Origin of the sequence: Amycolatopsis sp. WAC 01376 (assembly GCF_003947415.1) — a bacterium.
Taxonomy (GTDB): Bacteria; Actinomycetota; Actinomycetes; order Mycobacteriales; family Pseudonocardiaceae; genus Amycolatopsis.
The window spans coordinates 497433-510398 of record NZ_QHKL01000002.1; the positions used below are offsets into that span (position 1 = coordinate 497433).

11 protein-coding genes are annotated in these 12966 nt (G+C 68.3%); 7 read left to right on the forward strand and 4 right to left on the reverse strand.

Annotation, left to right across the window (positions count from 1 at the left end; translation table 11 throughout):
- Positions 1 to 53: 53 nt before the first annotated feature.
- Complete coding sequence (locus DMH03_RS11610) at positions 54 to 644, reverse strand: TetR/AcrR family transcriptional regulator (protein ID WP_199748836.1); 591 nt, start codon at positions 642 to 644, stop codon at positions 54 to 56.
- A gap of 151 nt (positions 645 to 795) precedes the next feature.
- On the opposite strand from DMH03_RS11610, the gene DMH03_RS11615 reads away from it, so the two are divergent.
- From DMH03_RS11615 to DMH03_RS11645, 7 genes are all read left to right on the forward strand, one after another.
- Positions 796 to 1605, forward strand: coding sequence for an SGNH/GDSL hydrolase family protein (locus DMH03_RS11615; protein ID WP_125792008.1), 810 nt, complete (start codon positions 796 to 798; stop codon positions 1603 to 1605).
- Positions 1606 to 1753: 148 nt separating this feature from the next.
- Positions 1754 to 3367: a carboxyl transferase domain-containing protein gene (locus DMH03_RS11620; protein WP_125792009.1), complete on the forward strand. Its 1614-nt coding sequence runs from the start codon at positions 1754 to 1756 to the stop codon at positions 3365 to 3367.
- 2 nt (positions 3368 to 3369) lie between these two features.
- Positions 3370 to 5355: a biotin carboxylase N-terminal domain-containing protein gene (locus tag DMH03_RS11625; protein WP_125792010.1), complete on the forward strand. Its 1986-nt coding sequence runs from the start codon at positions 3370 to 3372 to the stop codon at positions 5353 to 5355.
- On the forward strand, positions 5352 to 6506 hold the full coding sequence (locus DMH03_RS11630; RefSeq protein WP_125792011.1) for an acyl-CoA dehydrogenase family protein: 1155 nt from the start codon (positions 5352 to 5354) through the stop codon (positions 6504 to 6506). Before DMH03_RS11625 ends, DMH03_RS11630 begins: the two co-directional genes overlap by 4 nt.
- Before the next feature lie 46 nt (positions 6507 to 6552).
- Positions 6553 to 7059 (forward strand): GNAT family N-acetyltransferase, encoded by a 507-nt coding sequence (locus tag DMH03_RS11635; RefSeq protein WP_125792012.1) that lies wholly within the window; start codon positions 6553 to 6555, stop codon positions 7057 to 7059.
- 86 nt (positions 7060 to 7145) lie between these two features.
- On the forward strand, positions 7146 to 8009 hold the full coding sequence (locus DMH03_RS11640; protein ID WP_125792013.1) for an SDR family oxidoreductase: 864 nt from the start codon (positions 7146 to 7148) through the stop codon (positions 8007 to 8009).
- 117 nt (positions 8010 to 8126) lie between these two features.
- Positions 8127 to 9182 carry an alpha/beta fold hydrolase gene (locus DMH03_RS11645; protein WP_125792014.1) on the forward strand — a complete coding sequence of 352 codons (1056 nt, stop codon included), beginning with the start codon at positions 8127 to 8129 and terminating at the stop codon, positions 9180 to 9182.
- Positions 9183 to 9185: 3 nt separating this feature from the next.
- Here the strand turns inward: DMH03_RS11645 and DMH03_RS11650 are convergent, their stop codons facing one another.
- From DMH03_RS11650 to DMH03_RS11660, 3 genes are all read right to left on the reverse strand, one after another.
- Positions 9186 to 10154 carry an MASE1 domain-containing protein gene (locus DMH03_RS11650; RefSeq protein WP_233611447.1) on the reverse strand — a complete coding sequence of 323 codons (969 nt, stop codon included), beginning with the start codon at positions 10152 to 10154 and terminating at the stop codon, positions 9186 to 9188.
- Positions 10155 to 10364: 210 nt separating this feature from the next.
- On the reverse strand, positions 10365 to 11573 hold the full coding sequence (locus tag DMH03_RS11655) for an acyl-CoA dehydrogenase family protein (protein WP_125792016.1): 1209 nt from the start codon (positions 11571 to 11573) through the stop codon (positions 10365 to 10367).
- Positions 11574 to 11591: 18 nt separating this feature from the next.
- Positions 11592 to 12887, reverse strand: a complete 1296-nt coding sequence (locus DMH03_RS11660; RefSeq protein ID WP_125792893.1) for an acyl-CoA dehydrogenase family protein — start codon at positions 12885 to 12887, stop codon at positions 11592 to 11594.
- Positions 12888 to 12966: the final 79 nt, after the last annotated feature.

Here is a 12966-nt window from a genome sequence, read left to right on the forward strand (position 1 = left end):
CTATCAAACACCAGAGGACGGAAAAGTGGGGATAGGCCGAAACCCGGACGTGGTCACTTCGCGGCGTGCAGTGCACCCAGCGCGAGACGGCAGAGCATCTCGGCCAGTTCGCTGTCACCGAGATGGCGGTTGTACGGCGTCGAGTTGATCAACCCGAAGACCGCGTGTGCCGCCGAGCGCGCCTGACGCTCGCCGATCCCGGGGACGGCGTCGCTGATCGCGCGCACCCAGACCTCGACGTACTGGCGCTGCAGGGCGCGGACCTGTTTGCGGTCACTGTCGGTGAGGTTGGCGAGGTTGCGTTCCTGCACGGTGATCAACGCGGGATGCGCGAGCGCGAAGTCGACGTGAAAATTCACCAGTGCATCGAGAACCTCGCCCGGCTCGTCCCGCTGGCTCGCCCTCGCCGTCCCGCCGTCGAGAAGATAGCGGCTGATCGAGTTCAGCATCTCGCCGAGAATGGCGTCCTTGCTGCGGAAATGCCGGTACAGCGCCGGGCCGGAGATGCCGACGGCCGCGCCGATGTCGTCGATGCCGACGCCGTGGAACCCGTGGTGGGCGAAGAGTTCGGCGGCGGCGGACATGATCTGTTCGCGCCTGTTCGCCTTCTCGCCGTTCACGAGTGGGGTGGGGTTCGCCGGCATCTGGCCATATTAAGGCCGCGTGTTAGCGAGCGCTAACACGTGGCCGTACTTCCAGCCTGGGCCAAGCGGGTTACCTGGGGAAATGACCCTTTTGCGTGTGGCTACCACCTGGTAATGCTGTGTCTCGTTAACTTGTCACGAAGGAGTGACCATGGCCGTCCCTGCTCGGATCAAAGCTCTTTCCTTCACTCGTTCAGTCGCGGCCCTGGGGGTCGCTGTCCTTGCCACCTTCGGTCTCGCGGGCACCGCCCAAGCGGCGACCAACTACGTGGCGCTCGGTGACTCGTACTCGTCCGGCGTCGGTGCCGGCAGCTACGGGAACTCGGGCGACTGCATGCGCAGTGCCAACGCCTATCCCCAGCTGTGGGCCAACGCCCACGCCGGGACCACGTTCAAGTTCGCCGCGTGCTCGGGGGCGCGCACCGGCGACGTCCTCAACCAGATCGCGAACGTCACCTCCAGCACCACGCTGGTGACGGTCTCGGTCGGCGGCAACGACGCCGGGTTCGCCGACGTCATGACCACCTGCACCACCGGCAGCGACCAGACCTGCATCAACCGGGTCAACACCGCGAAGACCTACGTGAACAACACACTTCCCGGGCTGCTGAACAACGTCTACAGCAAGATCAAGGCCAAGGCGCCCGGCGCGCAGCTGGTCGTGCTCGGATACCCGCGCTTCTACACGGTGCCGGGTTCGTGCTCGGTCGGGCTGAGCGACACCAAGCGCACGGCGATCAACTCGGGCTCCGACACGCTCGCGTCGGTGCTCTCTGCCCGCGCCGCCGCGAACGGCGCGAAGTTCGTCGACGTGCGGCCTGCCTTCACCGGGCACAACATCTGCTCGTCGGCCAACGATTACCTGCACAGCCTCACCTGGCCGATCGTGAACTCGTACCACCCGACGGCCACCGGTCAGCGGGGCGGCTACTACAACCCGCTGGTCTCCGCGATCGGCTGATCGTTTCGCGCGTGAAGGCCCCCTTCCCTCGGGTCAGCCGAGGGAAGGGGGCCTTCACGCGCTTCGAGGAGTGCGGTGGACAGAGCGGGTTAGCAGGCGTTAACCTACGAGGGCAAGTTAACGACGGCTAACTTGGCGACGAGGAGCCATGGACACACCCGTACTGAGCACTTCGGCCGATCCGGGCAGCGACGAGTACGCCCGCAGCGTCACCTCCCACGCCGAGCTGGTCGAAGACCTGCGCAAGCGGCTCGCCGCCGCCCGGCTCGGGGGCACGGAGAAATCCCGCACCCGCCACGTCGAGCGGGGCAAACTCCTGCCACGCGACCGGGTCGACACCCTCCTCGACCCGGGTTCGCCGTTCCTGGAGCTGTCCCCGCTGGCCGCCACCGGACTGTACGACGACGAAGCGCCTTCGGCCGGGATCATCACCGGGATCGGGCGGGTCTCCGGCCGCGAATGCGTGATCGTCGCCAACGACGCCACGGTCAAGGGCGGCACCTACTACCCGATGACCGTCAAGAAGCACCTGCGCGCGCAAGAGGTCGCGCTCCACAACAATCTGCCGTGCGTCTACCTGGTGGACTCCGGCGGCGCGTTCCTGCCGAGGCAGGACGAGGTCTTCCCGGATCGTGAGCACTTCGGCCGGATCTTCTACAACCAGGCCACGATGTCCGCCCGCGGCATCCCGCAGATCGCCGCGGTGCTCGGCTCCTGCACGGCGGGCGGCGCGTACGTCCCCGCGATGAGCGACGAAGCGGTCATCGTGCGGAACCAGGGCACCATCTTCCTCGGCGGCCCGCCGCTGGTGAAGGCCGCGACCGGTGAGGTCGTCACGGCCGAGGAACTCGGCGGCGGCGACGTCCACTCGCGCCAGTCCGGCGTCACCGACCACCTGGCCGAGGACGACGCCGATGCCCTGCGCATCGTTCGCTCGATCGTGTCGACTTTGGGCCCGCGGACGCCACGCCCGTGGGACGTCCTCCCGACGGAGGCCCCGGCCGCCGACCCGAACGAGTTGTACGGCGTCGTCCCGACCGACCCGCGCCTGCCCTACGACGTCCGCGAGGTCATCGCGAGGATCGTCGACGGCAGCCGGTTCGGCGAGTTCAAGAAGGAGTACGGCTCGACGCTGGTCACCGGGTTCGCCAGAATCCACGGCCACCCCGTCGGCATCATCGCGAACAACGGCGTGCTGTTCGCCGAGTCCGCGATGAAGGGCGCGCACTTCATCGAGCTGTGCGACAAACGCTCGATCCCGCTGCTGTTCCTGCAGAACATCAGCGGCTTCATGGTCGGCCGCGCCTACGAGGCGGGCGGCATCGCCAAACACGGCGCGAAAATGGTCACCGCGGTGGCGTGCGCGCGCGTGCCGAAGCTGACCGTCGTCATCGGCGGCTCGTTCGGCGCCGGCAACTATTCGATGTGCGGTCGCGCGTACTCGCCGCGGTTCCTGTGGATGTGGCCGAACGCGCGGATCTCGGTGATGGGCGGCGAGCAGGCGGCGTCGGTGCTGTCCACCGTCCGGCGGGACGCCATCGAGGCCCGCGGCGGCGACTGGTCCGCCGAGGACGAAGAGGCGTTCAAGGATCCGATCCGCGAGCAGTACGAGGCGCAGGGCAGCCCGTACTACTCGACGGCGCGGCTGTGGGACGACGGCGTGATCGATCCGGCGGACACCCGCACGGTGCTCGGCCTCGCGCTGTCCGCGGCGGCCAACGCGCCCTTGTCCGATGTCAACTACGGCGTCTTCAGGATGTGAGCATGTTCGACACGGTTCTGGTCGCCAACCGCGGGGAGATCGCCGTCCGCGTGATCCGCTCGCTGCAGGGGCTCGGCATCCGTTCGGTCGCGGTGTACAGCGACGCGGACGCCGACGCCCGGCATGTCCGGGAGGCGCACACCGCGGTCCGCATCGGCCCGGCCGAAGCGGCGAAAAGCTATCTGTCCATCCCGGCGATCGTCCGGGCGGCGCTCGACACGGGCGCGCAGGCGGTCCATCCCGGCTACGGCTTCCTCGCGGAGAACGCGGAATTCGCCCGCGCCTGCGCCGAGGCGGGTCTGGTCTTCATCGGCCCTCCGGTCGCGGCGATCGACGCCATGGGCGACAAGATCCGCGCCAAGGCGACGGTGTCCGAGGCCGGTGTCCCGGTGGTGCCCGGAGCGTCCGATATGGACATTCCGGAAGGCGGTTTCGCCGCCGCCGCGGAGAAGGTCGGGTTCCCGCTGCTGATCAAGCCGTCCGCCGGTGGAGGCGGCAAGGGGATGCGGCTGGTCAACGAACTGTCCGAAGTGGACGCGGCCGTCGAATCCGCCCGCCGTGAGGCCAAGGGTTCCTTCGGTGACGACACGCTGCTCATGGAGCGGTTCGTCACCACGCCGCGCCATATCGAGATCCAGGTGCTCGCCGACACTCACGGCAACGTGATCCACCTCGGTGAGCGTGAATGCAGCCTGCAACGGCGGCACCAGAAGATCATCGAAGAAGCGCCGTCCGTGCTCCTCGACGAAGCCACGCGCGCGAAGATGGGCGCGTCCGCGGTCGAGGCCGCGCGCTCGGTGGGCTATGTCGGCGCGGGGACGGTCGAGTTCATCGTGTCGGCCACCGCGCCCGACGAGTTCTTCTTCATGGAGATGAACACCCGCCTGCAGGTCGAGCATCCGGTGACCGAACTCGTGACCGGGCTCGACCTCGTCGAGTGGCAGGTCAAGATCGCCGCCGGTGCCGTGCTCACCGTGTCGCAGGACGACGTCCGGCTCGACGGCCACGCCATCGAAGCCCGCGTCTACGCCGAAGACCCCGCTCGCGGCTTCATCCCGACGGGTGGGACCGTGCTCGCGGTCCGCGAACCGTCCGGCGAGGGCGTGCGCGTCGACTCGTGGATGAACGAAGGCGCGGTCATCGGCTCGAACTACGACCCGATGCTGGCCAAGGTCATCGCCTGGGGCCCGGACCGCGCGGCCGCGTTGCACCGGCTCGACCTGGCGCTCGCGGACACCGCGTTGCTCGGCGTCGGCACGAACATCGCCTTCCTCCGCGGGCTCCTCGCCGACGGCGACGTCCGCGACGGCAAGCTCGACACCGGTCTCGTCGATCGCCAGCTGTCCACTTTGGTCTCCGAAGAAGTACCGCCGGAATTCTTCGTGGCGGCGGCGCTCGACAGGCTGCTTTCCTTGCAGCCGCAGGGTTCCGTCGTCGATCCGTGGGATGTTCCCGACGGCTGGCGGCTCGGCGCCTCCGGCGGTATCGACTTCGCGCTGAAGTCGGGAAGCTCCGAAGTCGTCGTGCGGGTGCAGGGCACTCCGGCGAACGCGCTCGTCAGTGTTGACGGAGGCGAGCCCATGCGGGTTTCCGCGCGACGCGAGGGGGATCTGCTGGAAGTCCGGCATCCCACCGGTTTCCACCGGTACCGGCACGCCGTCGGGACCGGAAGGACCGTGTGGCTCGCGCGTGACGGTCACAGCTTCGCGATCGGCGAGCGCGAAAGGCTGCGTTCGGCCGCCGGCGCCGCGGGTGGCGCCGGACCGGTCACCAGCCCGATGCCCGGAACCGTGCTGGTGGTCAAGGCCGCGGCCGGTGACGTGGTGAGCGCCGGGACGCCGCTCGTGGTCGTCGAGGCGATGAAGATGGAGCACACGATCACCGCGCCGATCGACGGCGTGGTCAGCGAACTCCCCGTCCGGGTGGGCCAACAGGTCGCGCTGGACGAGACGGTAGCCGTTGTGACACCCCAAAAGGATGGACAATGATCGACTTCCGACTGGATGACGAGTACGAGGCGCTGCGCAAGACGGTCGAGGAATTCGCGCGCTCCGAGGTCGCCCCGGTCATCGGCGACCTCTACGAGCGGGAGGAATTCCCGTACGAGATCGTCGCGAAGATGGCCGAGATGGGCCTGTTCGGCCTGCCCTTCCCCGAGGAGTACGGCGGCATGGGCGGCGACTACTTCGCGCTCTGCCTGACCTTGGAGGAACTGGCGCGCGTCGATTCCTCGGTCGCGATCACCGTCGAGGCCGGTGTTTCCCTCGGCGCCATGCCGATCCACCGGTTCGGCACCGAGGAGCAGAAGCAGAAGTGGCTCCCGGAGTTGTGTGCCGGCACCGCGCTCGGCGCCTTCGGGCTCACCGAACCCGGCGGCGGTTCGGACGCGGGCGCCACCCGCACGCGCGCGAAACTCGACGGCGACACCTGGGTGATCAACGGCAGCAAGTCGTTCATCACCAACTCCGGCACCGACATCACGAAACTGGTCACGGTCACCGCCGTCACCGACGTGAAGGAGAACGGCCGCAAGGAGATCTCGGCGATCATCGTGCCGTCCGGCACACCGGGCTTCGCCGTCGCGCCGAAGTACTCCAAGGTCGGCTGGAACTGCTCGGACACGCACGAGCTCTCGTTCGACGACGTCCGCGTCCCGGCCGAGAACCTGGTCGGGGAACGCGGCCGCGGTTACGCCCAGTTCCTGTCCATTTTGGACGAAGGCCGGGTCGCGATCGCCGCGCTGAGCGTCGGGCTCGCGCAGGGCTGCGTCGACGAATGCCTGCGGTATGTCAAGGAACGCGAGGCGTTCGGGCACAAGATCGGTGAATACCAGGCGATCCAGTTCAAGATCGCCGACATGGAGGTGCGCACGCACACCGCGAGGCTGGCGTATTACGCGGCGGCGTCGAAGATGCTGCGCGGTGAGCCCTTCAAGAAGGAGGCATCGATCGCGAAGCTCGTCGCGTCGAACGCCGCCATGGACAACGCGCGCGAGGCGACGCAGATCTTCGGCGGGTACGGCTTCATGAACGAGTTCCCGGTGAGCCGGTTCTACCGGGACGCGAAGATCCTGGAGATCGGGGAGGGGACTTCGGAGGTGCAGCGGATGCTGATCGCACGGCACCTCGGCGTCGTCTGACCCGACAGAACACCCGCGCGTCCTCATGATGTTGTAGAACGGAAGCATGAGCGATTTCGTCATCCGCAAGGGTGGTTCTGGGGATTTCCAAACGCTGCTGGACATGTTCGACGAGGCTGTCGCGTGGCTGGCCGAACGCGGCAGCGCGGGGCAGTGGGGGACCGAGCCGTGGTCCACGATCCCGAAGCGGATCGAGCGGGTGCGCGGGATGGCCGACGGGCCCGGGCTGTACATCGCCGAGGTCGACGGCCAGGCGGCCGGGGCGACCATCTTCGGTGACCGTTTTCCGCACGTTTCGCCGGTCGACGAGCCGGAGATCTACCTCGGCCTGCTGTTGACCTCGCGCCGGTTCGCGGGTCACCGGGTCGGCTCGCGGCTGATCGAGTTCGCGCTGGCCGAGGCGCGGGAACGCGGCATCGGGCTGGTGCGGGTCGACTGCTGGGCCGGCGGCGACGGCGACCTTCAGCGTTACTACGAGAGCCAGGGCTTCAAGCCGACGGAACGTTTCGACGTCAAGGGCTGGATCGGGCAGGTGTTCGAGCAGCGCCCGTAGGACTGGCGTCCGCGCGGCTTCCGGTGCACCATAGTTGACACATCGCCAACAGTGCCCCGGACAGCGAAGTCGCAGAGGAGACCGGCATGGCCAAGCGTGAACGTTCCCTGGCAGGCAAGGTCGTCGTGATCACCGGAGCGGCGCAGGGCATCGGGGCCAGTACCGCGACGGCGCTGTCCCGGCTCGGCGCCAAGGTGGTCATCGGCGACCTGGACCAGGTCCTCGCCGAGAAGACCGCCGCCGAACTGGGCGCGGAGGCGCTGCCGCTCGACGTCACCGACACGCGCGGTTTCACCGAGTTCCTCGACGAGGACGGGCGGCGCGTCGGCCCGATCGACGTGCTGATCAACAACGCGGGCATCATGCCGCTCGCGCCGCTCGAAGAAGAGGACGACGCGGCGACCCGCAGGCTGCTCGAGATCAACCTGCACGCGGTCATCCACGGCACCAGGGAAGCCGTGAAGCGGATGCGCCCGCGTGGCACCGGCCACATCGTCAACATCGCGTCGATGGCGGGCAAGGCAGGCTTCCCCGGCGCCGCCACCTACTGCGCGACGAAACACGCCGTCGTCGGGTTGTCGGAATCGGTACATCTGGAATTGCACGGAACGGGCGTGCTGGTCTCCTGCGTGATGCCCGCGGTGGTCCGCACGGAACTGGCCAGCGGGCTCGGCGAGGCGAAGTTCTTCAAGTCGGTGCAGCCGGAAGATGTGGCGCACGCCATTGTCGATGCGTTACGCCGTCCCAAGTTCGACGTCTTCGTTCCCGCATCGCTGGACGCCATGGGCAGGATCACACGGCTGCTTCCACGCCGCCTCGGCGAGGGACTGCTCCGCGCGCTCGGCGGCGACAAGATCCTGTCCTCCGCAACGCATTCCAGTGCTCGCGCGGAGTACGAATCGCGTGCCGCGCGGAGTGCTCCGGCGGCGGAAAAGGACGCCGATTCTTAACTCGTACGGCCTAGCAACTGTCCGAAATGGACGCCCTGTGGCGGCCGGGGTGTTGAGTCGTGCGCTCCCAAGCGGCAAGATTACGTCTTACCGCGTTGATTCCTCAGGAGGCACACCATGGCCACACCCCCGGCACGGCTCGCCGCCGCCGCGTCGAACGTCGTCGGGAAGGTGCTGCACGGTGGGGTCGCCGATCTTCGCCCGGTGCCGCGTGTCCTGATCGACCAGGGCCCGAACCGTTCGCTGTACCGGCTGACGAACGGCAAGGCCCCGGCGTCGGGCCCGCCGGTGCTGCTGGTGCCGCCGCTGGCCGCGCCCGCGCTGTGCTTCGACCTGCGCCGCGGGTGCAGCCTCGCCGAGCACCTTGTCGACGGCGGCCGCAACACGTACCTGGTCGACTACGGGAACGTCGCCTTCTCCGACCGGCGCCTCGGCATCGAGCACTGGATCGAGGAAGTGCTCCCGCGCGCGATCCGCAAGGTCAGTGAGGACTCCGGCGGCCAGGGCGTGCACGTCGTCGCCTGGTGCCTCGGCGGGATCTTCTCCCTGCTGACCGCCGCGGACCAGCCCGATCTGCCGATCGAGTCGATCGCGACCATCGCGTCGCCGTTCGACTTCACCGCGATCCCGCTGATCGCCCCGTTCCGCCCGCTGGTGGACCTCACCGGCGGCCACCTGCTGACCCCGTTCTACCGGGCGCTCGGCGGCGCACCGTCCTATTTGGTCAGCCGGGTCTTCCGGGCGACCGGGATCAGCAAGGAGATCACCAAACCCCTTGCCATCCTGAAGAATCTCGACGACCGGGACTATCTGGCGCAGATCGAGGCCGTCGACCACTTCATGGACAACATGATCGCCTACCCCGGGCGGACGTTCGGCCAGATCTACCACCGGTTCTTCCGCGCCAACGACCTCGCCGAGGGCACGGTCGACCTCAACGGCCGCATCATCGCGCTGTCCGGGGTCAAGGTGCCGACGCTCGTCATCGCCGGGCAGAACGACACGATCGCCCCTCGCGCGGCCGTCGAACGGCTCACCGAACTGCTGGACAACTCGCCGTCGGTGACCTTCGAGACCGCGCCCGGCGGGCACCTGGGCGTGCTGACCGGCCGGAAGGCGCGCGGGACCACGTGGCGCTACCTCGACCGCTTCCTCGACGAACAGGTCGCCTGAGCCTCAGTCGTCCTTGCGCTGGGTCATGGCGCTGCGCAAGGACTGACGCGGCTCGATCAGGTCGACCATTTCGGTGATCCGGTGCCACGCGTCGGTGATCTCGGCGGTCGCGCGATCGCGTTGCAGGACGATCGTGGACAACACGAGCGCCGTCAGCCCGACCGTGGCGTCGAAGGCCTGGACGTGCAGCATCCGGGCGGCCAGCTCGTAGGAACCGTAGGGGCCGAGCCCGTGTATGGCGGCGAAGATCGTGAAGGTGCAGACGCACAAGGAGCACATCAGCGCCCCTGCCTGCCGGAACCGCAGCGCCGCCCAGACGAGCACCGGGAAGACCACGAACAGTTTGGACACGGTGGTGGACGCGAGGAGCGCCGTGCCGAGCCCGACCAGCGCGAGCGCCGCCGCCTCTCCCCAGCGGGCGAGCGAAACCCGCTTCGGCAGGCGGAACCTCGGCGCCAGGAGCAGCAACGGCGTGATCGTGAGGACGCCCATCGCGTCGCCGGTCCACCACACGAGCGCCGTCGCCCAGAACTCCCCGGAAACCAGTGCGCCGTCGAGGACCAGTACGCCGGTGCCCAGCACGGCGCTGACGGCGGTGCCGCCGATCGCCCCGACCACCACCAGGAGGACGGCGTCGGGAAGCCGGTCGAGCCGGTTGCGGCCACCCAGCCGCCGCATCACCGCGTAGGCCAGCATCGGGCCGATCGTGTTCCCCGACGAGATCACCAAGACCGCGGCAGGCGAGGGGCCGAAGGCGACGTTCGTCAGGAGGGCCCCGAGGAAGATCCCCGGCCAGTACCGCGGCCCCAGCAGCATCGGCACCGCCAGCGCGACCCCCGCGGCGGGCCACAACGGCGAGATCTGCTCGCGCACGATCGCCCACTGGATCCCGATCCGGGCGGTCGCGAAGTAGCAGATCGTCACGGCGAGGACGATGAGAAGCCAGCGTGCGGCAGGGGAGAGCTGTCTCATCGCGACTCCGGCCTTGGCGGGCTGGGAAGCTAAGAGAGTACCGCTGTCCGGCCGCCAAGGCCGTTCACTTGATGGTGTTGTCATTCTGTTGGGAATAAACGAAAAAAGGGCCCGTGCAGCTGCACGGGCGCCGGGGGGTCGTGAGTGGTAAGTGTCGTTAGAACGACACTTACCACTCACGACCCCGCGCGACCCGGTCCAGGACGGAGGCTACTTGAGCTCGGCGCTCGTCTTGCCCAGGATCCGGCGCGCCACGATCAGCTGCTGGATCTGTTGCGTGCCTTCGAAAATGTCCAGGATCTTCGCGTCCCGGCTCCACTTCTCCAGCAGCGATTCCTCGGTGTAACCCAACGTTCCGGTGAGCTCGACGCATTTCAGCGTGATCTCGACGACCGACCGGCCCGCCTTCGCCTTGGCCATCGAGGCCTGCAACGAGTTCGGCTTGCGGTTGTCGGCCATCCACGCCGACTCCATCGTCAGCAGATACGCCGATTCGTAGTCCGCCTCCAGCTGAAGGAACGCCGCGGCCGCGGCGTGCTGGCTGTGGACGGGCTTGTCGTAGTCGATGACCACGCCCGCGTCGGTGAGGATCTTCCGGGTCTCCTCCAGCGCCGCGCGGGCGACGCCGATGGCCATGGCGGCGACCAGCGGACGGGTGTTGTCGAAGGTCTGCATGACCCCGGCGAAACCCTTGGCGGTGTCGATCTCCGGTGTGCCGAGGAGATTCTCCTTGGGCACGCGGACGTTCTCGAAACGCAGCACGGCGGTGTCGGAGGCGCGGATGCCGAGTTTGTGCTCGACGCGCACCACCTCGAAGCCCGGCGTGCCCTTCTCGACGACGAACGACTTGATCGCCGCGCGGCCCTTCGTCTTGTCCAGAGTGGCCCAGACGACGACGGCGTCGGCGCGCTCGCCGGCGGTCACGAAGATCTTCTCGCCGTTGATCACGTACTCGTCGCCGTCGAGGCGCGCGGTGGCGGTGATCGCGGCCGAGTCCGAGCCGCAGTCCGGTTCGGTGATCGCCATCGCGGCCCACAGCCCGGAGAACTTCTTGAGCTGTTCGTCGGTGGCGACCGAGCCGATGGCGGCGTTGCCGAGCCCCTGACGCGGCATCGACAGCAGCAGTCCGACGTCACCCCAGCACATCTCGATCGTGCCGAGCACGATGTTGAGGTTGGAACCGTTGCGGTTGCCCGGTTTCTCGTTCTTCTCGGACCGGCGGACGCCCGCCGCGCCCGCGCCGCCCTCGCCGGAGGAGTTCAGCCCGTCCAGCAGCGCGGCGAACATGTCGAGTTCGGCAGGGTAGGTGTGCTCGGCGCGGTCGTACTTGCGCGAGATCGGCCGGAACACCTCGGCCGCGGCCTGGTACGCCTGGTTGATCAGGGTGCCGGCCTTCTTCGGAACCTCAAGGTTGATCATGATTGCCTTTCGAAAGTCCTAGAGAAGGACGGCGCCTTCCATCACGCCGATCGCACGGAGATCGCGGTACCAGCGTTCGACCGGGTGTTCCTTGACGAAGCCGTGCCCGCCGAGCAGCTGCACGCCGGCGCTGCCGATCTGCATTCCCTTGTCGACGGCCAGCTTCCGGGCCAGCGCGACTTCGCGGGCGTACGGCTTGCCCTGTTCGGCGCGGGAAGCGGCGCGGAGCGTGACCAGCCGCAGTCCTTCCAGCTCGATGGCGATGTCGGCGACCGAGAACGCGACGGCCTGCCGGTGGCTCACCGGTTCGCCGAACGCCTTGCGCTCGTTGACGTAAGGCACCACGTAGTCGAGGACGGCCTTCGCGGTTCCGGCGGCCAGCGCGGCCCAGCCGAGCCGCGACAGCCGGACGACCTCGGTGAAGACCTCGGCCTTGCCGCCGCCGAGCAGTGCTCCGGCGGGCAACGCGACCTTCTCCAGGTGCAGCTTCCCGGTCGCCGCGCCGCGCAGGCCCATCGCCGGTTCGGATTCGATGGTGACGCCCGAGTTGGACGACTCCACGAGGAACAGCGCGGGACCCCGGCCTTCGAGGTCGGCCGAGACGATGAACAGCTCGGCGTCCGCCGCCCTCGGCACCAGCGACTTCACGCCGTCGAGCTGATAGCCCTTCGGCGTGCGACGGGCCTTGGTGGCAGGCTTGAACGGGTCGAACAGCGCGGTGCGCTCCTGCAGCGCGAGCGCCGCGGCCGGGACGTTCTCGCCGACGAACGCAGGCAGGTAGTCCGCCTGCTGCTGCTCGTCGCCGTAGGACACCAGCGCGGTGCTGACCGCGGACGGCGCGAGCACCGCCACCGCGAGGCCGAGGTCGCCGTGCGCGAGGGCCTCGGCGACCAGCGCGTTCGTGACGACCGACCGTTCGGTGCCGACGCCGCCCAGCTCCTCGGGGATGCCGACGAGCGTGATGCCGAGTTCGGCGGCACGGCTCAACAGGCCCTCGGGCGCATGGAGCTTCGCGTCGGCGTCGGACGCGGCGGGCCGCAGCTGCTCGGCCGCGAACTCCGTCACGGTTTCGACGATGAGCTGCTGATCCTCACTCGGGGTGAGGTCGAACAGCCCGGTGTCCTCGGCAGGCGCGAGCCGCGCGGGCTTGCCGAGCTTTTGGGCGGATTTGAAGGTCCGTCCCGCCGCGCCCGCGACCCGGAAGCCGTTGCGCGTCCCGGCACTGACCAGGTTCTGCACGGGCTTCCGAAGTCCGGCCCGTTCAATGACCTTGCTCCCGGCCAGCCGGGTGAGCGCGGACAGGCCAAGGCCCATCGCGTCTCGTTTCCTAGGCGCACCCACGGTGAGTCTCCCTGCCTCGCTTACCTACTCGTGAGTAGGTTAACTCCCCTCG